Here is a 23671-nt window from a genome sequence, read left to right on the forward strand (position 1 = left end):
GGAGACCTTCATGACCCGGAAGACCGAGGCTGGCAGCAGCCGCCGTGATTTCCTGAAACTGGCCGCCACCGGCGCGCCCGCTGTCGCGGTCGCAACGATGGTCACGACGGGCGAGGCCCAAGCCGCAGAGCCAGACCTGACATCGGATCGGATGCAGGACACCGCGCATACCCGCGCCTATTTCGAGAGCGCCCGCTTCTAGGATCGGACGCCCGTCAACGCTGGTGCGCGGTCAAGTGGCCAGAGCGTCAGGGACAATCGCAGTACCCAGCCCAAGAGGGCCCAGGGAGGAGAGAGAAACATGTTGAGGAAAAAGACCAACGGGGTTGCACGCCGCCCCCAGCGGACCAGTATCCTGTCAGAGGTCGCCGGAACATCGGTGGACCGCCGCGCATTCCTGCGTGGCAGCGGTTTGGCCATCGGTGGCCTTGCCGCAATCGGTGCCATGGGGGGCACCGTGACCCGCGCCAATGCGCAGAGCGCTGCGACGGCGGCGGTGCAGACGGTCAAATCGGTTTGCACCCATTGCTCGGTCGGTTGCACGGTTGTGGCCGAGGTGCAAAATGGTGTCTGGACGGGGCAGGAACCCGGCTGGGATAGCCCGTTCAATCTGGGCGCGCATTGCGCCAAGGGTGCCGCCGTGCGCGAGCATGCCCATGGCGAGCGCCGCCTGAAATACCCGATGAAGAAAGAGGGTGGAGAGTGGAAGCGCATCAGCTGGGAGCAGGCGATCAACGAGATCGGCGACGGCATGATGAAGATCCGCGAAGAAAGCGGCCCGGATTCCGTCTATTGGCTGGGCTCTGCCAAGCACAATAACGAACAGGCCTATCTCTTCCGCAAATTCGCCGCCTATTGGGGCACGAACAACGTCGACCATCAGGCGCGGATCTGTCACTCGACCACCGTTGCGGGCGTTGCGAATACATGGGGCTACGGCGCCATGACCAACAGCTACAACGACATCCACAATTCCAAGGCGATTTTCATCATCGGTGGCAACCCCGCCGAGGCGCATCCTGTCAGCCTGTTGCACGTGCTCAAGGCCAAGGAAGAAAACAACGCGCCGCTCATCGTCTGCGACCCGCGCTTTACCCGCACAGCGGCGCATGCTGATGAATATGTGCGTTTCCGTCCCGGTTCGGACGTGGCGCTGGTCTGGGGTATCCTGTGGCACATCTTTGAGAATGGCTGGGAAGACAAGGAATTCATCCGCACCCGCGTCTGGGGCATGGACCAGATCAAGGACGAGGTGAACAAGTGGACCCCCGAAGAAACCGAGCGCGTCACTGGCGTGCCGGGCGAGCAGCTGCGCCGCGTGGCGCGGACGCTGGCCAATAGCCGCCCCGGTACTGTCATCTGGTGTATGGGTGGCACGCAGCACACCAACGGCAACAACAACACCCGCGCATACTGCATCCTGCAGCTGGCGCTGGGCAACATGGGTGTGGCCGGTGGCGGCACCAACATCTTCCGCGGACATGACAACGTGCAGGGAGCCACGGACCTTGGTGTTCTGGCCGACACGCTGCCCGGCTATTACGGCCTGGCAGAAGGATCTTGGGCGCATTGGGCGCGTGTCTGGGGCGAGGATATGGATTGGCTCAAGAGCCGGTTCTCGGATGCCACCTATGCGGACACCAAGATGATGAACCTCAGCGGCATCACCGTGTCGCGGTGGATCGACGGTGTTCTCGAAGACAAGGAGAATATGGATCAGCCCAACAATGTCCGGGCCATGGTTCTCTGGGGTCATGCGCCCAACAGCCAGACACGCGGTAAGGAAATGAAAACCGCGATGGAAAAGCTGGACATGCTGGTTGTGGTCGATCCGTTCCCGACAGTCTCTGCTGTCATGAACGACCGTACCGATGGCGTGTATCTGCTGCCGGCTACCACGCAATTCGAGACGCGCGGCTCTGTCACCGCCTCGAACCGGTCGTTGCAGTGGCGTGACAAGATCATGGACCCGCTGTTTGAGTCCAAGGTTGACCACGAAATCCTCGCGCTGTTCGCCCAAAAGTTTGGTTTCCATGACCGGATGTTCCGCAACATCGCGATTGACGAAGCCGGAGAGCCCAACGTCGAAGACATCACCCGCGAGTTCAACAAGGGTATGTGGACGATCGGCTATACCGGCCAGAGCCCAGAGCGGCTTAAGCTGCATATGGCCAACCAGCACACCTTTGACCGCACCACGTTGCGCGCCAAGGGCGGCCCGGCCGATGGCGATTACTACGGCCTGCCCTGGCCCTGCTGGGGAACGGCCGAGATGAACCATCCCGGCACAGCCAATCTCTATGATATGTCGATACCGGTTTCCAAAGGTGGCTTGACCTTCCGTGCCCGGTTTGGCGTAGAACGGGATGGCGACAACCTCTTGGCCGAGGGTGTCTATTCGGCAGGGTCTGAGATTCAGGATGGGTATCCGGAATTCACCATGCAGATGCTGATGGATCTGGGCTGGGACGGCGATCTGACCGCAGACGAGCGCGCCGCAATCGACGCAGTGGGCGGACCTACGGCCAACTGGAAGACCGACCTGTCGGGCGGTATCCAGCGGGTGGCGATCAAGCACGAATGCGCGCCCTTCGGCAATGCCAAGGCGCGGGCGGTCGTGTGGACCTTCCCCGACCCGGTGCCGTTGCATCGTGAACCGCTCTACACCAACCGTCGTGATCTGGTGGCGGATTATCCGACCTATGAGGACCGCAAGGCTTGGCGTTTGCCGACCATGTATGCCTCGATCCAGCAAAAGGATTTCTCGCAAGAGTATCCGATCATCCTCACCTCTGGCCGTCTGGTCGAATATGAGGGCGGCGGCGACGAGACACGGTCAAACCCGTGGCTGGCCGAGCTTCAGCAGGATATGTTCGTCGAGATCAACCCGCGCGATGCCAATAACATCGGCGTGCGGGACGGCGCACAGGTCTGGGTTGAAGGGGCTGAAGGCGCCAAGGTCAAGGTCATGGCAATGGTGACAGAGCGGGTGGCGGAAGGCGTTGTCTTTATGCCGTTCCACTTTGGAGGCCATTTCGAGGGCAAGGACCTGAGGGGGAATTACCCCGCCGGTGCCGATCCCTATGTCTTGGGCGAGAGCACGAACACGGCTCAGACCTATGGCTATGACTCGGTCACGCAGATGCAGGAGACCAAGGCGACTCTCTGCAAAATCATGCCAGCGTAAGGAGGAAAGAGAATGGCAAGAGCAAAGTTTCTCTGCGACGCCGAGCGCTGCATCGAATGCAACGCCTGTGTCACGGCCTGTAAGAACGAGCACGAGGTGCCGTGGGGGATCAACCGCCGCAAGGTGGTGACGATCAACGACGGCAGCCCCGGCGAACGCTCGATCTCGGTGGCTTGTATGCACTGTTCGGATGCGCCCTGTATGGCGGTCTGCCCGGTGGATTGCTTCTATCAGAACGAGGAGGGCATCGTGTTGCACTCCAAGGATCTGTGCATCGGCTGCGGCTATTGTTTCTATGCGTGCCCGTTCGGTGCGCCGCAATTCCCGCAGGCGGGCAATTTCGGCAGCCGGGGCAAGATGGACAAGTGCACCTTCTGCGCCGGTGGCCCGGAAGAGAACCACTCCGAGGCTGAGTTCCAGAAGTATGGGCGCAACCGGATCGCCGAGGGCAAATTGCCCATCTGCGCCGAGATGTGCTCGACCAAGGCGCTCTTGGCGGGGGATGGCGACGTCGTGTCGGCCATTTACCGCGAACGCGTTGTGGCCCGTGGTTTCGGCTCGGGCGCTTGGGGCTGGGGTTCTGCCTACGGCCAGCAAAGCGGCGGCTGAAGGCGCTGATGCCAATGCCGGAGGTCACCGAGACCTCCGGCATTGGTGCGAAAGCAATCGGAAACCTTAAAGGTTTCCGGTTCGATTTCTTTTGAAGAAATCGTAACATCAAGACTTGGATCGAGGACATCATGCGCGCAATTCTCAGCTTGGCTTTGTGTTTTCTGCTCGCACTGCCTGCCATGGCGCAGGACACGCCAACGGCCACTGGGCCTGACCGGTCCGCCACAGGCGGGGCACAGACGCTAGACGATATTCTGGCCCGGCAGCGCGGCGAGCAGATTGACGACAGTTTCCGCCGCAACGCCACAGGCAACGCGGATGACGCGGCCGGTATGGCGGGGCAGTTAGGCACCTTGGGCGGGGCATCAGATGCCGAAGTGTGGCGTGCGCTGCGCTATGGGTTGGATGATGTGAAGGTGTCCGCAGGCGGACCCGAAGCGCGCGTTCTCATTCAGGACGGCGGCATGACCTGGCTTGAATTCCGCAAGGGGCCGCTGGCCACCTATGGCGCCTATCTGCTGGGGGGTACGCTGGTCCTTTTGGCGCTTTTCTATCTTGTCCGGGGCAAAATCCGGATCGACGGGGCCAAGACGGGCCGCACGGTTACCCGCTTTCAGGCGGTCGAACGCTTTGGCCATTGGTTGATGGCGGGCTCTTTCGTGGTGCTGGCGATCACCGGTCTGGTGGTTCTGTTTGGCCGAACGGTGGTGATCCCGCTGTTGGGGCATGAGGCGTTCGCGACCATCGCGGTGGCGTCAAAATGGGTGCATAACAACATCTCCTGGGCCTTTATGCTGGGTCTGGTGATGGTGTTCTTTATGTGGGTTCTGCACAATATTCCCAACCGGACGGACCTGAAATGGCTGGCCGTGGGCGGCGGGATTTTCAGCAAGGGTGTGCATCCGCCCGCCAAGAAATTCAACGCCGGGCAAAAGATGATCTTTTGGGCGGTGATCGTGTTCGGCGCGTCGATTTCGGCCACGGGCCTGTCACTGCTCTTTCCGTTCGAGATGCCGATGTTTGCCAAGACCTTTGTCATGCTCAACCAGACCGGATTGCCACAAGCGGTCGGCTTTGGCGAATTGCCGGTGATGCTGGCACCGCATGAGGAAATGCAACTGGCGACGCTCTGGCATTCGATCATGGCCTTTGTTCTGACCGCGATCATTCTGGCCCATATCTACATTGGGTCGGTCGGCATGGAGGGCGCGTTTGACGCCATGGGGTCGGGCGAGGTCGAAGAGCAATGGGCGCGCGAGCATCATGGCCTGTGGCTTAAGGAGTTGCAGGAAAAGGGCCATGCGCCTGATCCCGGCAAGGCCGCGCATCCTGCGGAATAACCATGGGGGCGCGTGCCTTTGGTCTCTGGCTGTGGGCGCTGGCGGGGGCAAGCCCTCTGGCAGCGCAAGAGTTCACCACGCTCAAAGGGCATGGCGGGCCGGTCATGGGGCTGAGCGTGCTGCCTGAGAGTGGCGAGGTCGTGTCGGTTAGTTTCGACAATTCCGTGGGCCTCTGGGAGGGACGCACCCCGCGCTGGTTCGAAGGTCACGCGGCGGCGGTGGTTGCGGTTGCGGCACTGGAGGACGGGCGGCTTGTGTCGGGGGGCGATGACTTTACGCTGATCGTCTGGGATAGGGAAACCGGCGAAGGCACCCGGCACGTTGGCCACAAAGGCAAGGTTGCGGCGCTCGATGTGTCGCCGGATGGAGCGTGGATTGCCTCGGCGAGTTGGGACGGCTTGATCGGGATTTGGCCGGTGGCGGGGGGGGCTGCGCGCTTTCTGACGGGGCATGATGCGGCGGTCAGCGATGTGGCATTCAGCAGCGATGGGTCGCTTTTGTATTCCTCGTCTGCGGATGGGTCATTGCAGGAATGGCGCTGGCAAGAGGTGGATGCCCCGCCGCGCGAAGTGCTGAATCAGGGGTTTGGGATCAACAAGATCGTGTTGGGGCCTCAGGATGCGTGGCTGGCCTATGGCGCGGTTGATGGGGCCACGCGGGTGATCGACCCGGCAAGCGGTCAGCAGATCGCGGATTTCACGCTGGAGCGTCGCCCGGTGCTGTCGATGGCCTATCACGCCGCGACAGCGCAATTGGCGGCGGGGGATGGGCAGGGCTATATCATGGTGATCGACACGAATGCCTGGCAGATCGCCCGTGATTTTCAGGCCATGGCGCGCGGTCCGGTCTGGGCGTTGGATTTTTCGCCCGACGGGCGTATGATCTATGCGGGTGGGCTGAGCGAGGTCGTCTATGGCTGGCCGGTCGAGATGCTGGGCGCGTATGATCCGGCGGGCGAGACGGATCACAGCTTTTTGCGCGCGCCTGAGGAGATGGAAAATGGCGAGCGGCAATTCATGCGCAAATGCTCCATCTGCCATGCACTGACGCCGCCGCCTTCGCGCAAGGCGGGGCCGACGCTCTATGGTCTTTTTGGGCGTCAGGCGGGGACAGTGCCGGGCTATGCCTATTCCGATATCCTCGATGGGTCTGGGATCGTCTGGAATGACACAACGATTGACGCGCTCTTCGACCTTGGACCGGATCACTATATCCCCGGCTCCAAGATGCCAATGCAACGGATCACAGCGGCTGAGGACCGGCAGGATATGATTGACTATCTTCGCCGTGCCACCGCAACAGAAGGGAACTGAGAGAATGAAAGCGATGATTGCGGCCTTTATCGCCTGCGCGGTGATTTCCGCCGCCGCCCCCACCGTGCTGCACGAGTTGGGCTATACGTCTGAGGCCAAGCGCGCGGGTGATGCTGTCCGGTTGGGTGACGCGGCCGAATGACGCCGCATCCCGCGCCCGAAGAAACAGCGGAGGATTATGGCCAGAACCTTGCGCATGCGTCGGTATTGATTATCGACGATGAGCCGGGAATGCGCAATTTCCTTATCAAGACGCTGGGGGCGCGGTGCCGTCACGTGGAGCAGGCGCGCACCTGTGCCGAGGGGGCGATGATCCTTGATCAGATGCATTTCGATCTGGTCATTCTCGACAATATCATGCCCGGCAAGACCGGCCTTGACTGGCTGGAGGAGCAGCGGCGGGTCGGGTTATTTGCCGATACGATCCTGATCACCGCCTACGCGGATCTTGATACGGCGATCAAGGCGCTGCGGGCAGGGGTGACGGATTTCGTGCTCAAGCCGTTTCGCGCCAACCAGATCCTGAATTCGGTCGCGCGCGCGCTGGACCGCAAATATCTGGCGCGTGAGAATTACCTGTTGCGGCACGAATTGTCGGCGGGCGGGCAGGCGGCGCGCGGTCGGCTGCTGGGGCATTCGCCCGCGATTCAAAGCGTGCGGGCGATGCTGGGCAAGCTGGCCCCTGCGCCCACCTCGGTTCTTTTCACCGGGGCAAGCGGGACCGGCAAAGAGATTGCGGCGCGTACCTTGCACGGGCTATCGAACAGGGCGGAGAAGCCCTTTGTCGCGGTTAATTGTGCCGCGATTTCGGCGGATCGGATCGCCGAGGAATTGTTTGGCGTGGTCGAGGATGGCCGCGCGCGCAAGGATGGTTTGCTGCTGCATGCGGATGGCGGCACGCTCTTGCTGGATGAAGTGGCGCAATTGCCCGAACATGTGCAGGCGGCGCTGCTGCGCGTGCTGGAGGACAAGCGTATTCGACCCATCGGGTCTGAACGGGAAATCCCGCTTAATCTGCGGTTCCTGTTTGCCACCAATGCCGATTTGAAGGCGGCGGTGAATGCGGGGCGGTTCCGGGCGGATCTGTTTCACCGGATCAATATCGTCAACGTGGAAATGCCCAGCCTCAAGGAGCGTCAGGAGGATATCGTTGAACTGGCGGCGCTCTTTATGAGCGAATTTTCGGGGGCGTTGGGGATGCCCGCGCTTGATCTCGATGCGGATGTCCTGCTCAAGCTGAGCCGCTATGACTGGCCCGGCAATGTGCGGGAATTGAGAAATCTGATCGAACGGTCAGTGATCCTTGGGGCCTTTCCCGAGGAATTCGCGGGCTCTGGCCGGGGCGGCGGCGAGCAGGCCCTTGAGACGCTGGAATATGTCGAGCAGCGTCACATCATGGCGGTGCTCGATGCTTGCGGCGGCAACCGGGCCGAGGCGGCGCGCCGTTTGGGCGTAGCGCGCAAGACGATTGACCGCAAATGCGCGGCTTGGGGTGTCTGAGGGGCTATTTTGGCGCGCGCGCGGCCATGACATCGCGGCCAAGGGTCAGCGTATAGGCCTCTAGCTCGGTCAGGGCGGTTTGCGCGGCCTCGGCGTCTGAACAGGCCAGCGCATCGGCGATGCGGGTGTGAAGGCCCACGATGGCCTCGCGCGAGCGGGCGGTAAAGGTGATCATATTCATCAGGGGCTGCATCGCCTCGACCGCGCCGGCGAGTTGATAGCTGAGCACCGGGTTGCCCGCACTGTCCACAAGCGCGCGGTGAAACGCCACGTCAGAGGCGCAAAAGCTTTCATCGGTCAGCCCCGGCTGTCCCTGCCGGTGAATCTCGGCGCGCATGGTGGCGAGCGTGTCGGGCGTGCGGCGCTGGGCCGCCAAGGGCGTGCAGGCGCGTTCCAAAGCATAGCGCGCCTCGCAGGCGGTATCAAAGCTGATACTGTTCATGCTGAGGAGCAGCGTGGCGGTGGTGATCTGCTGGCCATAGGCCTCGGGATAGCTGAGGCGGTTGACGAAGGCGCCGCCAAAGGCCCCGCGCTGGGTGCGAATGAGCGATTGCGCGGCCAGCCGTTTCAGCGCCTCGCGCACGGTGGGGCGCGACACGGCGAAGTGATCGGCAAGCTCTGCCTCGGAGGGCAGGCGTTCATCAACGATGAGTTGACCAGAGACGATCGCATCGCGGATCGCCTCGGCTATCTGGGCCGAAAGGTCGGCTTTGTTATCCGGATCAATTTTCATTTGTCATACATTTAAATGTCTGACAATTTAAACGCAAGAGGTGAGTCGTGGGGATGAGGCGATGATTGCAGCACAGGTCAGGCGAATGGGTGGGGGGCACTGGCTGGTGCTGTTCGCGCTTATTCTGGGGGCCTGGGCGCTGCTTTATGCGATGGCGTTGCCCGCAGATTTGCGCGATGGGGCGGTGATTTACGGCGCTGATTTCTTGCAAAGCCTGTGCATTGTCACGCCCGATGCCGCCGGATTTGGCCGCATCATCCTGATGTGGGCGCTGATGTCGGCGGCAATGATGGCCCCCACAGCACTGCCTGCCTTTGCGACTTATGAAGAGCTGAGCCATACCGGCGAGACACAGTTCGGCACGCTGGTGGTGGGGTATCTGGGCGTTTGGCTTGGGTTTTCGGTGATCGCGGCAGGGGCGCAAATGGCGCTGTTTCAGGCCGGATTGCTGACGGCGTTTGGCGATAGCCGCTCTGGCGTCTTGTCGGCGGTTTTGCTGGCCGTGGCCGGGGCCTATCAGTTCAGCCCGGTCAAGGAGGCCTGCCTGTCGAAATGCCGCCGCCCGCTGTCGTTCTTCATGCAGCATTGGGATGAAGGTGCGCTGCGCAACGGCGTGCGGCTGGGGTTGGTGTGCCTTGGATGTTGCTGGGCGCTGATGGCGCTGGCCTTTGTCGGGGGGGTCATGAACCTCGCCTTCATGGGCCTCGCGACGGTGATCATGGTTCTGGAAAAACTGCCCCAAGTTGGGCGCTATCTGACCCGGCCCTTGGGCGCGGTGCTGATCGCCGCGTCGGTTTGGGTTCTGTTCACGTCAATCTAAGAGAGGAGGCCAAAAATGGCTCTGGATACTTTGGGCACAGTGCCCTGGGCGATCAAGGGGGAGTTGATCCTCAACTGCAACTGCACGGTATTCTGCCCCTGCGTGGTCTCTTTGGGCAAGCATGCGCCCACCGAGGGATATTGTCAGGCGTGGTCGGGCGTGCGCATCGACGAGGGCCATTATGGCGATGAGGACCTGAGCGGGCTCAACGTCGGTCTTATGCTGGAAATTCCCGGTCTGATGGCACGCGGCAACTGGAAGGCCGCGGCCTTTATCGACGAGCGTGCAAGCGAGGCCGCTTATGACGCTTTGGTCAATATCTTCAGCGGCAAGGCGCGCGGCACGACCGGCCTCTTTGGGGTGCTGGTCAGCGAGTTTATCGGGGCCGAACGCGCGCCGGTCATTTTCGAGACCGAAGGCAATGCGCGCCGCCTGATGGTGGGCAAGATGATCCAAGGCGAAGTGGTGCCGGTGCCGGGCCACAAGGGCGAGGATATTGTTGTCACCAACACCGAATACTGGATGGGGCCCGATATCACCGTTGCCACCGCCACCAAGGGGCGCGTGCGCGCCTTTGGCCGGGTGTGGGATTTTGACGGGCGCAGTGCGGAAATCTGCCAGATTGATTGGAAAGGCCCGCGCTGATGCTGCTGGCGGCGGATCATGTGCGCCTGATGGCGCGCTATAATGCGTGGCAAAACGCGCAGGTGATGCGTGCGATAGACGGGGTGAGCCGCAAGGTGCTGACCGAGGATCACGGGGCCTTCTTTGGCTCGATCCTCGGCACGCTCAACCATATTCTCTGGGCGGATCAGATGTGGCTTAGCCGGTTTGATGCCACCGCCGCACCGCCCGAGACCCGCTTTGAGCAGAGCACAACGCTGACCCCGACAGGGGCCGCATGGAGTGCGGAACGGTTCACCACCGATGGGCGGATCAAGGCGTGGGCGGGGCGGGTGCACAGTATCGACCTTACCGGCAACCTGACGTTTTACTCAGGGTCCGTGGGCGGCGAGATCACCCGACCGGTGGCCACCTGCGTCACCCATTTTTTCAACCACCAAACCCACCACCGGGGGCAGGTGCATGCGATGCTGACGCGCGCGGGCCTGTCCGCGCCGATTACCGATCTTGTTTTCATGCCTGAGGAGGCCCAATGAACGCTCCGCTTCTGTCCCCGTCGCGCCGGTTGCGCCGCACGCCCTTTTCCCAAGGGGTCGAGGCGGCGGGGGTCAAGGCCTATACGGTCTATAACCATATGCTGTTGCCCACGGTCTTTCGCTCGATCGAAGAGGATTATCGCCACCTCAAAGAGGCGGTGCAGGTCTGGGACGTGGCCTGCGAACGGCAGGTGGAATTGCGGGGGCCGGATGCGGGCCGCCTGATGCAGATGCTGACCCCGCGCGATTTGCGCGGCATGACGCCGGGGCAGTGTTTCTATGTGCCCATCGTGGATGAGACCGGCGGCATGCTCAACGATCCGGTGGCGGTCAAGCTGGCCGAGGACCGTTGGTGGATTTCGATTGCCGATAGTGACCTGCTCTATTGGGTCAAGGGGATCGCGCAGGGCTGGCGGCTGGATGTGCTGGTGGATGAGCCGGACGTGAGCCCGCTGGCCATTCAAGGCCCGCGCGCCGATGATCTGATGGCGGCGGTGTTTGGCGACGCGGTGCGCGATGTGCGGTTCTTCCGCTTTGGGCATTTTGATTTTCAAGGCCGGGATATGGTGATCGCGCGCTCGGGCTATTCCAAGCAGGGCGGGTTTGAAATCTATGTCGAAGGCGGCGATATTGGCATGCCGCTCTGGAATGCGCTGATGGAGGCGGGCAAGGGCATGGATGTGCACGCCGGCTGCCCCAACCTGATCGAGCGGATCGAGGGCGGATTGCTGAGCTATGGCAATGACATGACCGATGACAACACGCCACATGAATGCGGGCTGGGCAAGTTTTGCAACACCCATACGGCGATTGGGTGTATCGGGCGGGATGCGCTGCTCCGCGTGGCCAAGGAAGGGCCGGTGCAGCAGATCCGCGCCATTGCTATCGAGGGGGCGGCGGTGCCGCCCTGCCGCGAGTGGTGGCCGGTCCTGTCAGAGAAGGGGGCGCGTGTGGGCCGGGTGAGTTCGGCCACGTGGTCGCCGGATTTCGCCACCAGCGTGGCCATCGGCATGGTGCGGATGACCCATTGGGAGGCGGGCACGGAGTTGCGAGTGGTGACGCCTGATGGGGAACGCCGCGCCTCTGTGCAGGCGGGGTTCTGGGCCTGAGAGGGGGCATGGGGGCGCTGCCCCCGCCGCCCGTTCCGGGCGTCGCCCCCGAGGTATTTTTTGCCAGATGAAGCGAGGCGCGCGCGCCTTGCAGAAAGAAGGAGAGAGAGATGTTCAAGGCATTGGTCGTCGAGAAAGACGCGGAGAGCGGCAAGACATCGGCAGGCGTCAAAGAGTTGACGCTTGCGGATCTGCCCGAGGCCGAGGTGACGGTTGCGGTCGAATATTCCACGGTGAACTACAAGGACGGGCTCTGCATCGGGCCGGGCGGCGGTTTGGTGCGGTCCTATCCGCATGTGCCGGGGATTGATTTTGCCGGCACGGTCGAGGCGAGTGATGATGCGCGCTACAAGCCCGGTGACCGTGTGGTTTTAACCGGCTGGCGCGTGGGCGAGGCGCATTGGGGCGGATATGCGCAGAAGGCGCGGGTGCGCGCCGATTGGCTGGTGCCGCTGCCCGAGGGGTTGGATACCCGCGCGGCGATGGCGGTGGGCACCGCAGGCTTTACCGCCATGTTGGCGGTGATGGCGCTTGAGGATCACGGGCTGAAACCGGGGCATGGCGAAGTGCTGGTCACAGGTGCCGCAGGTGGTGTGGGATCTGTGGCCACGGCCATTCTGGCGCATCTCGGGCATGAGGTGGCTGCCGTGACCGGACGCCCTGAGCAAGAAGGCTACCTGCGTGGGCTCGGGGCCAGCCGCATCGTGCCGCGTGAGGACCTGGCGGAGACCGTCAAGCGACCGTTGGAGAGCGAGAACTGGACCGGCTGCGTCGATGCCGTGGGCGGGGCCATGCTGGCGCGGGTGTTGGGCCAGATGAAATACGGCGCAAGCGTTGCAGCCGTGGGTTTGGCGGGGGGCGCGGGCCTGCCAGCGACGGTCATTCCGTTTCTGTTGCGCGGCGTCAACCTGTTGGGCATCGACAGCGTGATGCAGCCCTATGCCAACCGGGTCCGCGCCTGGGAGCGGATCGCGCGGGATTTGCCGATGGACAAGCTGGAGGCGATGATCACGCCCGCCACGCTGGAGGATTTGCCGCGTCTGGGAGCAGATATCCTGAAAGGGCAAGTCAAGGGCCGGGTTGTGGTTGATCTGAACGGCTGAGGCTTGCCAAACCCTGCGCCCGCCGCTAGCCATGGCGGGCGGGGGAGTATGGTATGACAGATCAGGCGGGTATCATCATCAGGCTGGCGCGCGAGGCGGATTTCGCAGCGCTCTGGCCCATCCTGCGGGATGTGATCCGGGCAGGCGATACCTATGCCATCGAACCGGGGCTGACCCGCGAGGCGGTGCGTTCTCTCTGGATGGAGGTGCCGCGCGCCACCTATGTGGCTGAGCGCGGTGGCGAGGTGCTGGGCACCTATTATCTCAAGACAAATCAGGCCGGTGGCGGGGCGCATGTGTGCAACGCAGGCTATATGGTTTCTGAGGCCGCGCGCGGGCAGGGTATTGCGCGGGCCATGTGTGTGCATTCGCAGGACGAGGCCCGCGAATTGGGCTATCTGGCGATGCAGTTCAATTTCGTGGTCGAAACCAACCGGGGCGCGATTGCGCTTTGGCAGAGCCTTGGGTTTGACACAGTCGGCCATTTGCCACGGGCCTTTCGCCATCCTGAGGCCGGTCTGGTGGATGCGCGCGTCATGTATAAATGGCTGGGCGACGCGGCTGACTAAGCTCAGGCATGTCGGCTTAGGAATTGCGTGAGCCTGCCCGCGAAAGCCTGTGGCGCCTCAATCAGTCCGAGGTGGCGCAGGGCGGGGTGGATATGGCTCTGGCTGCCTGCGATCTCTGACGCGATCGCCTCGGCCATGGCAGGTGTCGAGCCACTGTCATTCTCGCAAGTCATGACAAGCGCGGGCGGTGTCAGAGGTGGCTGGGGCCGGATCAATTCGGTCACGCCCTCTGCCAGCACCAACCGATGCGCCGCATAGCTGGCGGGATCGGTGGCGAGCACGGTCTGGCGGATGGCGTCTACCTTGGCGGGGGTTTCCGCGCGAAACTCTGGGGTGAACCAGCGGTCCAACGCGGCGTCGATCGTGGCCGCCGGACCGCCCGCAGCGGCATCCCGCGCCTGCGCCGCGACCCGCGCCTGAAGATCGGGGGCGCGTTCGTGGGGGGAATTGAGAATCGCGAGGGCGGTCACGCGGGCAGGATGATCAAGCGCTGCGCGCCGGTTGATCATGCCCCCCAGCGAAAACCCCACGAGGGCCGCGCGCGGAATGTCGAGCCGGTCCATCAAGGAGATGAGTTGGGTTGAGAGCGCGGTGAGGGTAAGCGGGCCAGGGTGCGGCGTGCTTTGACCGTGGCCGGGCAGATCGTAGCAAAGCACGCGAAAGTGTCGGGCAAGCAGAGGGGCGATCACCCCCCATGTGCTGTTCCGCGAGAGGCCGAGGCCGTGGATCAGCACCACGTGAGGTGCATCCAAAGGCCCGGTCAGGTCATAGGCCGTGCCCTCGGGTGTCATGGTCATTCAGACCCCCGCCGGATTGTCGACATCATGGCCCATCTCGCGCAGATCTTCGTAGCGGTTGCCGATGCGGTGATGCGGATGACCGCCCACCGAGGCGCCAAGGGCGAGGATGATTTCATCCTCGGCGGGCGCGTCCGGCACAACGGTGTGGATGGTCTGGTAATGCGAACGCCGCCCGGCGTCGTCCTTGTCCATCAGCGGGATCATCAGCGCTGCGCCTGCGGCACCGCGCGTGTTTGTAAACGCGAGATAGGTCTTGGCCTTGACCGCATCGCGGAACTGGTTGCCGAACCAAAGCGTATGGGTGAGGGCCATGGCATGTTCCAATTCGCCACCCATACCCACGACGCTGGCCTTGCCATATCCCTCAAGCCGGTCGCCGGTGACATCAAGGATCATGTCGGTCAGCAGGCGGCCAAGAACCGGGCCTTGATCGCGGATTTCGGGGCCGAGATCCTCGACATGGCCGCGCCCGAACCACGGGTTGCGAATGATCGCCAGGGCGGCGACCAGCAGCGTGGGGTCGGCGACGTCCTTGCCGCCTTCGCGGTGGGTGCGTTGCACGAGGGTAAGGCTGCGGCGAAGCTCTAGGGTCATGGTCTGTCCTGCGTGTTCTGGGGTGCCGAGGCGGCGGGTCGGGGGAAATTCGCACAAAAGCAGCATTCTTGAAAACGAATTGTTTTGCTGCAAATATGCGGGAAATTCGAATTGAGAGCGCACCCCTATGAACATCACCGCCCTGCAGACGTTTCTGGCCATTGTCGAGACCGGCAATCTGGTGCGGGCGTCGCAAAAGCTGAACGTGACGCAATCAACGGTGACGGCGCGGCTCAAATCGCTGGAGGAGGAGTTGGGCCAACAGCTTCTCAATCGGCAGAAATCGGGCACGACGCTGACGCCTGCAGGCACCAAGCTGTTGCGCTATGCGCGGATCATGACCGGGCTTTGGCGGCAGGCGCGCTATGAAACGGGCCTGCCTGCGGGGTTGAGTTCGGTCTGCACCTTTGGCTGTGACCGCGAGTTGTGGCACGGGCCGGGGCGGGCGTTTTTTGACGGGGTGGTGCAGGGCCATCCTGATATGGCGGTGTCGGTGCAGCAGGGCGGCGGGCGTGAGTTGGAGGATTGGCTGGCGGCGGGGCTGGTGGATGTGATCCTGACCTATGGGGCCTCGGCGCGGGGCAATCAGACCGCGCATGCGTTGCCGCCCGAGGAATTGGTGCTCTATTCTGACCGCGAAGTGACCTCGATCCGGGCTGATCCCAAGTATATTTTCGTGGATCATGGCGAAGAGTATCGCCGCGCCCATGGCGAGACGTATCACGATGCCGGAATCGCGCGGGTGAGTTTTGACAGTTCGTTTTGGGCGCTGCAATTCCTGCTGGAGCGGGGGGGCTCGGCCTATCTGCCGCGTGCGCTGGCGGCACCACTGGTGTCGGAGGGGCGGCTTTTTGAGTTGCGCGAGGCCCCGATCTATAGCCGCAAGAAGATGCTGGTGGTGAATGACAGTGCGGCGGCCAATTGGGATTGGTTCGCGCCCTTGGTGGGCGCGCTGAGGGCGCGATCTGCGGATTGGCTGGAGCATCCGGACCGGCGGTTTGTCATTCCGGGTTAGGGTGCCTTGCGCCCCGCAGCCCCCTTACCGCAGAAAGCCGCGCTCTTGGTCCGGGGTCATCGGCTGGCCTGCGCCGGTGGCGGTGAAATAGGCATCAAGCGTTTCGAGCGCGGAGGCGGGGGCATATCCGGCCTCGGCCCCTGCGTTACCGGCTTGCGCCATGGCAAATTGCAGCTGCCATCCGGCATCCTCGCGGCAGGCGACGGCGACAAAGCCACCGCGTCCGGGCGTTGCCGCCTCATATTCCCGGCAGAACTGGCCTGCGGCATCGGTGAAGGAGGCGACCACCGTCAGGGCGGTGCCATCGGGCAGTTGCGCGGCATTGCCCGAAGGCAGGCTGTCCAAATGTTCGGTCAGGGCGGTGCTGAAGGGCGCACCAACCGGCGTTTCAGCCCCGTTTGACAGCATCAGCCCCGCGCCCAGACCCACGGCAAGCGCAAGACTGGCGGCGAGTGCCATCGGCTGCCAGCGGGTTGGCGCGGCGGGCGCTGGCGCGGTGCGAAGGGGCACCACGTTAGAGGCCTCTGGTGGGGCGCTGGCCGCGCCCATCGCGCGGATGCGTGCGACGAGCGCGTCGGAAACCTGCGCCTCGGGCAGGTCCTGCATCGCTTGGCGTGCCAATTCCGCGGTCTCGACAAAGAGCGCATAGCGCTCGGCCAAGTCCGGGTCTGCGGCGATGCGGTCGTGCAACGCCTCGGCTTCGCTGCCGGTGATCTCGCCATCGGCGAGGGCCATCAATCTGTCGTCATCCATCTGCATCGGTGTGATCCTTCCCCTGACACGGGGTTAACGGCTGGGGTCTCGATCTATTCCCACGGATTTTGCAAGCGCTAAGCGCGCCCGACTGAGGCGGCTCATCACGGTGCCTTGGGGAATCTCGAGAGTGGCGGCGGTTTCGGCATAGCTGAGCCCTTCGATGCAGACGAGGTGCAAGACCTGCCGCTGGTCGTTGGGCAAATCCTCCATCGCGCGACGCACGGCGTTCAGGGTCAGGCGATCATCGGTTTGGGCGGCGCTGTCCACGGGATCGGGCTGGGGGCTTTCGTGGATGTCCACTACCTCGCCACGGGTGGCATCGCGGCGCAGCGTGTCGATCCAGGCATTGCGCAGGATGCGAAAGAGCCAGGGTTGCAATTGGGTCGCGGGGTCAAACCGGTCGCGGGCGCGAAACGCCCGTTCGGCGGTGATCTGCACCAGATCATCGGCCAGATCGCCCCGACGGCAGAGCGAGAGGGCAAAGCGTTTGAGGGCAGGCAGCAAGGCCACGACATCCTCGGTAAACTTGTCTGGCATTGCGGCGCGGCCTTTGAAACGGGGGCGGGAATAAAACCGGGGTTACAGCGTTTTGTGTAACATGGCATGTTGAGGCAAGGCGACAAGAGGGGAAATTCCGTGCGCGTGTTACGAGCGATACTGGTCTGGGTTCTGATCCTTGGGCTTGTGCCTCTTGGACCTTGGCCTGAGGGGGGCTTTTCTGCTTCGATGGCTTGGGCCGATGACGGCGACGGCGGTGATGGTGACGGCGACGGCGACGGGGATGATGGGGATGACGGGAGCAGCAGCAGTAGCAGCAGCAGTGGCAGCCGAAGCGGTGGCAAGTCTGGCGGGATTGGAACGGGTGAGACCACGCTTCGCGACTATCGCCGCAATCTGCGTGCGCTCTTTCGGGGCGCGTTGCCAGAACCTGCGCTGCAGGCCGCCCGCGCCCAAGCCCCCCGTGCAGCGCCACGCCCAACCGAAGCCCCCAACGAAATCATCGCGCGCGGGCTGAATGATGCGGATGCCGCCGCTTTGGTGGCGCAGGGCTATGGCATTATTGACCGCATTGACCTGGTTAGCCTTGGTGTGAACATCCAACGCCTTTCGGTGCCAGAGGGCACCACGCTGGACGAGGCGCGGGCGGCGGTGCAGGCGCTGCCCACCGGCGAGACGGCGGATTTCAACCATTATTACCGGGTCGAAGCCGAGGAAAGCCGCGCGCCGGATGAGGAGACCAGTGATCCCCTGCCTTGTGAGGGGCTGCATTGTCCGGCGCGGGCCCTGATTGACTGGCCCAACCCTCTGGGGCCGCAGGGATGCGGTGCGCCGGTGACGATCGGGATGATCGACACTGGAATCAACACCGATCACAGCGCGCTTGCGGGGGCGCAGGTGGCACTGACGCGGGTGGCACCTGAGGATTACAATGCCTCGAGTGCCATTCATGGCACGGCGGTGGCGGCGCTGCTGGTGGGCGATCCGGCCTCCCGTGCGCCGGGGCTCTTGCCGGGGGTGCCGCTGGTGGCGGTGGATGCGTTTCACAAGGAGTCTGGGGATGAGCGCGCCGATGCCTTTACGCTGGTACGGGGCCTTGATCAGCTGGTCGGGGCCGGGGCTACGGTGATTAACCTCAGCCTTGCGGGGCCGCCCAACAGCGTTTTGCAAGAGACTTTGGCAGCGCTTGAGGCGGCGCAGACTGTCGTTGTGGTGGCAGCGGCGGGGAATGGCGGGCCAAACGCGCCGCCCGCCTATCCCGCCGCCTATGACAGCGTGATTGCCGTGACAGCGGTGGACAAGGCCGGGGGGATCTATCGCCGCGCCGGGCGGGGGCCGCATGTGGATCTGGCGGCACCGGGGGTCGAGGTCTGGACTGCGGCGTCGGTTCAGGGGGCGCGGTGGAAAACCGGCACCTCTTTTGCGGTGCCCTACGTGACGGCGGCGGTGGCGCTCTGGCAACAGGGCAATCCGGGGATGACCCCGGCAGAGCTGCGCGCGGCGCTTAGCCAGAGCGCCGCCGATCTGGGCGCGCCGGGCGTGGATGACATCTTTGGCCATGGGTTGCTGGATCTGGGTGGGCGTTGCCCGGTGCTGGGAGACGCGGCAATCTTGCCGGTTCTGGCCGACTAGGCACCGTTCTCAGCGGTGGCGCTCAAGCAGTGGGCGCAGTGCGACGCGGGCACGCAATTTGCTGGCCAAAAGGTAAATGCCGCCGATCTTGCGATGCAGGAACATCGTGGCGGGGGGCGGCACATGCGTCAACTCACGCTCTGAGCCCATGGCCATCCCCATGTCGCGCAGGGTGCGAACCAGATCGGAGGCCCCGAAATCAAACGCTGTGCTTTGGCGCAGCGGGGCCATGGCGGTGTTGAACATCTCGAGGATCAGGGCCTGATGCCGGGGGGCGGTGGCGGCGCTGAAATAGCCGATACGCAGCATGGCCGCGCGGGTGCGTGCGGCATCCTCGTCCAGTGCCGCGTTGAGCAGGGTGCGAAACTCCTCGGTGAGGGCCGGATCAATCGCCATCACCGCCCCGAAATCCAAAAGCACGATCCGCCCGGTGGCGGGATCAAAGCGGTAATTGGCCAGATTGGGATCGGTCTGCATCAGGCCAAACTCGAACAGTTCACGCAAGGTCAGGTCGATCAACTGTTGCGCCACGTGATCGCGCAGATCTTGGGGCGCATCGGTCAGTGCGTCTATGGGTTGGCTGTCGATATAGGTCATGGCCAGCACCTCGGGCGTGCTGAGGTCGGGGTGCAGCTCGGGCAGGCGGAATGCATCTGAGCCAGACAGAAGCGTCTGAAACGCCGTCAGATGGCGGGCCTCTGCGATATAATCCGCCTCTTGATGCAGTTGCGCCTTGGCCTCGTGCAGCATCGGGGCAAGGTCCATCTCGCGCGGGATAAGGCCCGGAACGCGCAGGAGCGTTGCCAGATTGTCGATATCGCTGTCGATGCTGGCGCGCACGCCGGGATATTGCACCTTGATGGCCAGATCGCGACCATCGGGCGTTTGGGCGCGGTGGACCTGTCCGATAGAGGCGGCGGCGAAGGGGCGCAAATCAAAGCGCTTGAACCGGCCATACCAGCCTGTGCCCCATGCGGTGTTGAGCACGGATTGCAACTGCTTGGGTGGCATATGCGGGGCCTCGGCCCGCAATGCCGCCATGATTGCGGTCATCTCGGGCGGCAGCACAAGGCCTGTATCCATCGAGAGCATCTGCCCCAGTTTCATCGCAGCGCCCCGCATCTGACCCAGATCGCGGGTGACGCGGCGGGCCGTGGCGGGGCTGAGCAAGAGGCCGGGCAGATGCGGGCGCTGGCCCTGCGCCATCTGGCGCAGGCCACCGGCCAGCATATCCCCCATGATGCCGGTGGTCATGCCACCCAGCCGCAGCATGCGCCCAATGCGGTGGCCGGGCACGGGGGCGGTGCGGGTCTGATTGTTCTGTTCGGTCATGCCGCCTGCCTCTGCTCAGCCTTGGTGAGGGGCTAGATGGGGCGGGCGCGCGCGATTGCCAGCCTTAGGCCGTGGCACCGGGTACAAGGCGAAAGTCAATTTGCGTGATCCGGGGCGGGGCCTCGCCCTTGAGGCGGCGCAGGATGTGGTCGGCGGCGACATAGCCGATATGTTCGCGGTTCGAGGCGATGGTGGTCAGCGGCGTGGGCAATGCCTGCCCGATGCTCAGCCCGTTGAAACCGGCCAAGGCGATGTCATGGGGCAGCGCGAGGCTTGCGGTTTGACAATGAAAGACCCCACCGACAGCCATGTCGTCATTGGAGAAAAAGACCGCATCGGGGGCTGCCTTACTCTGGCTGAGCAACCGGGCCAGCCCTTCTCGCCCCAAAGGCACAGAGGAGGGACCATCGAGGATAAGCGTGTCGGATAGGGTGAGGCCCGCGTCGCTTAGCGCATCCTTGAAGCCGTCCAGCCGGGCAAGGGCGCGGAAATCTGTGGCGATGTCATGGCCGATATAGGCCATCCGGCGATACCCGCGCCCGATCAGGTAATGCGCCATGGTGCGGCCTGCGGCGCGGTGCGAAAAGCCCACGGCCAGATCGGCGGGGTCTGGGTCTGTATCCATCACCTCGACCACGGGCAGTTCGGCGGCACGCAAGAGTGCGCGCGTGGCCGCGTTGCCAGAGGTGGGCGCAAGAACGAGGCCTGCTGGCCTCCATGACAAAAGATCGCGCAGCAGGTGTTCTTCGCGGCTGGCGTCGTAATGCGAAATGCCCAAGATCGGATGATAGCCATCATCCTCAAGCCGACGCTCCAGCCCTTTGAGCACATCGGCAAAGACGATGTTGGAGAGCGAGGGCAGGACCACCGCGATCTGGCGCGACGCCCCGCCCGCGAGCGTTCCGGCAAGGCGGTTTGGCATGTAGTTTAGGGCCTGTGCGGCGCGCTCGACCTTTTGGCGGGTGGATTTGGCCACGGCGCTGCCGCCCCGCAAGGCGCGGCTGGCGGTGATCTCGCTGACGCCTGCGGCCTTGGCCACCTGAGAGAGGGTGGGCCGACGGACAGGGGGTTCGGGCGCGTTCGGGTCCATATCCCCAGATTGCGCAAAATGACGGCGCTGTCATTGAGAATCTGTAGCAGAGGAATGATTTTTGGGGCTGGTGGCACCTAATGTTTGAGACTGAGAGGAATGGCGGGGCAGGTTCTGTTCGGGCAGAAATAGACCTTGACCCCAAGCGATGAACCGCGCGGTGATCGTCCGTTGCATAGGCGCTGTGATTTGGTGGGCGGGCATTTCGTTTCTGAAAATATATGATAATTATCAGTGTTTTGATTTGAAGTTACAGCGCCCGTCCGAGGGGCAGGCGGGTGCTGCGCGGCGGTGCCTGTGGCGCTTTGAGGCCGCACCTTGGGGATAGGGGCCAAGGTGCCTGTCAGGCCAGATCGCTATCGTTTGCAAATTGGCGCGCGCCCCGATCTTGCGGCAATGAGGCGGTGGGTTAGAACCATGTTGACAGCGCTGTCATAACTTGGTTCAGTCTGGGTCGAGGGGGATTTGGCGTGCGTATTCTGATTACCGGAGCGGCGGGATTTATCGGTCAGCGCGTTGTTCGCGCGCTTTCTGAGCGTGACAGCCTGATCGTGGACGGACAGGACCGCCGGATCGCGGCCATCCTGGCTACCGATATTGCCGAGGCCCCGTTGGCTGATCTGGCGCAGTCCTGCCGACGGGTGCATGCGGTGCCCGGCCCCTTGGACAGTGCCGACGTGCTTGCGCGGATTGTCGAGGATGCGCCCGAACTGGTGATCCATCTGGCCGGTGTCGTCTCGGGGCAGGCAGAAGAGGATTACGCGCTGGGCATGGCCGTTAACCTGCAATCCACGATTGCCCTGATCGACGCCTGCCGTAGCCTGCGCAAGTCGCCGGTCTTTGTCTTTTCCTCGTCGGTCGCGGTGTTTTCCTGCGCCGACAATGATACGATTTCAGAAGAGACCTTGCCTGCGCCGCTGTCTTCTTATGGCACGCAAAAGCTGATGGGCGAGTTGCTGGTGCGTGATGCCAGCCGCAAGGGATTTATCAAGGGCCGCGCGCTGCGCTATCCGACCATAGCGGTGCGGGCGGGCAAGCCCAACCGCGCCGCATCAGGCTTTGCCAGCGGGATCATCCGCGAGCCGTTGGCCGGTGTTGCGGCCGAGTTGCCGGTGGGGCGCGGATTGCGGATGCATCTGGCCTCGCCTGCCAAGGCGCTTGACTATACGCTGACCGCCATTGGGCTGGCGCAAGCCGATCTGGGGCTGGAGACTACGGTCACCTTGCCGGGGATTTCGGTGACAGTGGGCGCGATGCTCGACACGCTAGAGGCCGTGGCGGGCGCAGAGGTGGCGGCGCGGGTGACAGAGCGGCCCGATGCCGCGATCGAGCGGATCGTGACCACATGGCCGGGGCAGATCATAACGCCACGCGCCGAGGCGCTGGGATTTGCACCCAACCGGGATTTTGCCGAGATTGTTCGCGAGTATATGGAGAGTCTGACAACAGGCTAACGGGGTGCGGGAGGCCCCGGTGGACTGAACCAACGAAAACAAAGGAGGAGGATCACATGAAACATTTTGCACTCGGAGCGTTTGCCGCGCTGGGTTTGGCCACGGCGGCAGAGGCGCAACAGAATATCGTGGTGGGGCATGCGCTGTCGCCCACGTCGCATTACGGGGTGGGGGCGCAGGCCTTTATCGACACGCTGACCGAATTGTCGGGTGGTGCCTTTACCGGCGAGCAGGCCCCCGCCGGGCAGTTGGGCGGCGAGCGGGATATGATCGAAGGCTTGCAGATCGGCTCGCTGGATGTGGTCATCACGTCGACCGGCCCTTTGGGGAATTTCGTGCCGCAGGTCTATGCGCTCGATCTGCCGTTCCTGTTTCGCGACTATGACCATGCCCGCACTGTGCTGGATGGCGAGATCGGGCAGGAATTGCTGGATGAGATCAGCAAGAATAATCTGGTGGCGCTGGCCTGGTCCGAGAACGGGTTTCGCCATGTGACCAACTCGCAGCGCGCCGTGCGCACGCCCGAGGATCTGGCGGGGCTCAAGCTGCGCACGATGGAGAACAAGGTGCATATGGCGGCGTTCGAAGGTATGGGCGCGGCCCCCACGCCGATGGCCTTCCCCGAGCTGTTTTCGGCCCTGCAACAAGGTGTGGTCGACGGGCAGGAAAACCCGGTCACGGTGATCACGGCGTCGAAATTCTGGGAGGTGCAGAAATATGTCTCGCTCACCGGGCATGTCTATTCGCCTGCCGCTGTTCTGGCCTCGCCGGTTCTGCTGGACGGTCTGACCGAAGAGCAGCGCGGCTGGTTCGATGAGGCGGCCAAGGCCTCGGCAGCGGCGACGCGCGCCGAGGTCAACCGGCTGGAAGAGGCGGGTGTTGCGCTTTTGCGGGAAAACGGCATGGAGGTGATCACCGATATCGACAAGGCCCCCTTTGCCGCGCTGGCGGAACAGGCCTCGTATTCCGTCTACACGGATCAATACGGTGGCGAGATGATCGAACGGATCAAGGCCGTCGAGTGATCCAAGGCACGAAGCTGATCCCGGTGCGT

Annotated in this window: 24 protein-coding genes; 17 read left to right on the forward strand and 7 right to left on the reverse strand. The window is 63.3% G+C overall.

Translation table 11 applies throughout. The features are described from left to right. The first annotated feature begins 10 nt into the window (after positions 1 to 10). From GC127_RS13055 to GC127_RS13080, 7 genes are all read left to right on the forward strand, one after another. Positions 11 to 202 (forward strand): ubiquinol-cytochrome c reductase iron-sulfur subunit N-terminal domain-containing protein, encoded by a 192-nt coding sequence (locus tag GC127_RS13055; protein WP_008279842.1) that lies wholly within the window; start codon positions 11 to 13, stop codon positions 200 to 202. Between the two features lie 99 nt (positions 203 to 301). Continuing rightward, positions 302 to 3187 (forward strand): formate dehydrogenase subunit alpha, encoded by a 2886-nt coding sequence (locus GC127_RS13060; protein ID WP_008279843.1) that lies wholly within the window; start codon positions 302 to 304, stop codon positions 3185 to 3187. A gap of 12 nt (positions 3188 to 3199) precedes the next feature. After that, a complete protein-coding gene (gene fdh3B / locus GC127_RS13065) occupies positions 3200 to 3796 on the forward strand; it encodes a formate dehydrogenase FDH3 subunit beta (protein WP_008279844.1) in 597 nt (198 codons plus the stop codon). A gap of 131 nt (positions 3797 to 3927) precedes the next feature. After that, the gene (locus GC127_RS13070; protein ID WP_008279845.1) at positions 3928 to 5139 is read left to right on the forward strand and encodes a formate dehydrogenase subunit gamma; all 1212 of its coding nucleotides are present in this window, start codon (positions 3928 to 3930) and stop codon (positions 5137 to 5139) included. A gap of 2 nt (positions 5140 to 5141) precedes the next feature. Beyond that, positions 5142 to 6452, forward strand: a complete 1311-nt coding sequence (locus tag GC127_RS13075; protein ID WP_151978512.1) for a c-type cytochrome — start codon at positions 5142 to 5144, stop codon at positions 6450 to 6452. Between the two features lie 4 nt (positions 6453 to 6456). Continuing rightward, entirely contained in the window at positions 6457 to 6594 is a 138-nt protein-coding gene (locus GC127_RS22840) for a hypothetical protein (RefSeq protein ID WP_008279847.1), read from the forward strand. Further along, positions 6591 to 7952, forward strand: coding sequence for a sigma-54 dependent transcriptional regulator (locus GC127_RS13080; RefSeq protein ID WP_008279848.1), 1362 nt, complete (start codon positions 6591 to 6593; stop codon positions 7950 to 7952). The genes GC127_RS22840 and GC127_RS13080 overlap by 4 nt, the downstream gene beginning before the upstream one ends. Positions 7953 to 7956: 4 nt before the next feature. Here GC127_RS13080 and GC127_RS13085 read toward each other — a convergent pair whose 3' ends face one another. Further along, entirely contained in the window at positions 7957 to 8685 is a 729-nt protein-coding gene (locus tag GC127_RS13085) for a FadR/GntR family transcriptional regulator (RefSeq protein WP_008279849.1), read from the reverse strand. Positions 8686 to 8770: 85 nt separating this feature from the next. Between GC127_RS13085 and GC127_RS13090 the strand changes: the two genes are divergently transcribed. From GC127_RS13090 to GC127_RS13115, 6 genes are all read left to right on the forward strand, one after another. Further along, on the forward strand, positions 8771 to 9505 hold the full coding sequence (locus GC127_RS13090) for a DUF2182 domain-containing protein (RefSeq protein WP_151979741.1): 735 nt from the start codon (positions 8771 to 8773) through the stop codon (positions 9503 to 9505). A gap of 15 nt (positions 9506 to 9520) precedes the next feature. After that, positions 9521 to 10150 (forward strand): DUF1326 domain-containing protein, encoded by a 630-nt coding sequence (locus tag GC127_RS13095; protein WP_151978514.1) that lies wholly within the window; start codon positions 9521 to 9523, stop codon positions 10148 to 10150. Further along, on the forward strand, positions 10150 to 10665 hold the full coding sequence (locus GC127_RS13100; RefSeq protein WP_151978516.1) for a DinB family protein: 516 nt from the start codon (positions 10150 to 10152) through the stop codon (positions 10663 to 10665). Before GC127_RS13095 ends, GC127_RS13100 begins: the two co-directional genes overlap by 1 nt. Then, positions 10662 to 11774 carry a dimethylsulfoniopropionate demethylase gene (locus GC127_RS13105; RefSeq protein ID WP_151978518.1) on the forward strand — a complete coding sequence of 371 codons (1113 nt, stop codon included), beginning with the start codon at positions 10662 to 10664 and terminating at the stop codon, positions 11772 to 11774. Before GC127_RS13100 ends, GC127_RS13105 begins: the two co-directional genes overlap by 4 nt. Positions 11775 to 11884: 110 nt before the next feature. Then, on the forward strand, positions 11885 to 12877 hold the full coding sequence (acuI, locus tag GC127_RS13110) for an acryloyl-CoA reductase (protein ID WP_008279854.1): 993 nt from the start codon (positions 11885 to 11887) through the stop codon (positions 12875 to 12877). Between the two features lie 53 nt (positions 12878 to 12930). Beyond that, the gene (locus GC127_RS13115) at positions 12931 to 13446 is read left to right on the forward strand and encodes a GNAT family N-acetyltransferase (protein ID WP_151978520.1); all 516 of its coding nucleotides are present in this window, start codon (positions 12931 to 12933) and stop codon (positions 13444 to 13446) included. 2 nt (positions 13447 to 13448) lie between these two features. On the opposite strand, the gene GC127_RS13120 is transcribed toward GC127_RS13115, so the two are convergent. Beyond that, positions 13449 to 14243 (reverse strand): alpha/beta fold hydrolase, encoded by a 795-nt coding sequence (locus GC127_RS13120; RefSeq protein WP_151978522.1) that lies wholly within the window; start codon positions 14241 to 14243, stop codon positions 13449 to 13451. Further along, entirely contained in the window at positions 14244 to 14840 is a 597-nt protein-coding gene (locus GC127_RS13125) for an amino acid synthesis family protein (protein WP_037297273.1), read from the reverse strand. A 127-nt stretch (positions 14841 to 14967) separates the two neighbouring features. Between GC127_RS13125 and GC127_RS13130 the strand changes: the two genes are divergently transcribed. Continuing rightward, on the forward strand, positions 14968 to 15855 hold the full coding sequence (locus GC127_RS13130; RefSeq protein ID WP_008279858.1) for a LysR family transcriptional regulator: 888 nt from the start codon (positions 14968 to 14970) through the stop codon (positions 15853 to 15855). A gap of 24 nt (positions 15856 to 15879) precedes the next feature. Here GC127_RS13130 and GC127_RS13135 read toward each other — a convergent pair whose 3' ends face one another. Both GC127_RS13135 and GC127_RS13140 read right to left on the reverse strand, forming a co-directional pair. Further along, positions 15880 to 16614, reverse strand: a complete 735-nt coding sequence (locus GC127_RS13135) for an anti-sigma factor (RefSeq protein ID WP_081507894.1) — start codon at positions 16612 to 16614, stop codon at positions 15880 to 15882. A 27-nt stretch (positions 16615 to 16641) separates the two neighbouring features. Beyond that, complete coding sequence (locus GC127_RS13140; protein WP_151978524.1) at positions 16642 to 17148, reverse strand: RNA polymerase sigma factor; 507 nt, start codon at positions 17146 to 17148, stop codon at positions 16642 to 16644. A gap of 99 nt (positions 17149 to 17247) precedes the next feature. On the opposite strand from GC127_RS13140, the gene GC127_RS13145 reads away from it, so the two are divergent. Further along, entirely contained in the window at positions 17248 to 18741 is a 1494-nt protein-coding gene (locus GC127_RS13145) for a S8 family serine peptidase (RefSeq protein ID WP_254700101.1), read from the forward strand. Positions 18742 to 18750: 9 nt separating this feature from the next. On the opposite strand, the gene GC127_RS13150 is transcribed toward GC127_RS13145, so the two are convergent. Both GC127_RS13150 and GC127_RS13155 read right to left on the reverse strand, forming a co-directional pair. Further along, positions 18751 to 20073: an AarF/ABC1/UbiB kinase family protein gene (locus tag GC127_RS13150; RefSeq protein WP_008279862.1), complete on the reverse strand. Its 1323-nt coding sequence runs from the start codon at positions 20071 to 20073 to the stop codon at positions 18751 to 18753. Positions 20074 to 20137: 64 nt separating this feature from the next. Further along, a complete protein-coding gene (locus tag GC127_RS13155) occupies positions 20138 to 21163 on the reverse strand; it encodes a LacI family DNA-binding transcriptional regulator (RefSeq protein WP_151978526.1) in 1026 nt (341 codons plus the stop codon). A 470-nt stretch (positions 21164 to 21633) separates the two neighbouring features. Here GC127_RS13155 and denD point away from each other — a divergent pair, with 470 nt between their 5' ends. After that, positions 21634 to 22617: a D-erythronate dehydrogenase gene (denD, locus tag GC127_RS13160; protein WP_151978528.1), complete on the forward strand. Its 984-nt coding sequence runs from the start codon at positions 21634 to 21636 to the stop codon at positions 22615 to 22617. Positions 22618 to 22673: 56 nt separating this feature from the next. Further along, positions 22674 to 23642, forward strand: coding sequence for a TRAP transporter substrate-binding protein (locus GC127_RS13165; protein WP_008279866.1), 969 nt, complete (start codon positions 22674 to 22676; stop codon positions 23640 to 23642). Positions 23643 to 23671: the final 29 nt, after the last annotated feature.

Origin of the sequence: Roseovarius sp. EC-HK134, from assembly GCF_902498815.1 — a bacterium.
GTDB lineage: Bacteria > Pseudomonadota > Alphaproteobacteria > Rhodobacterales > Rhodobacteraceae > Roseovarius > Roseovarius mucosus_A.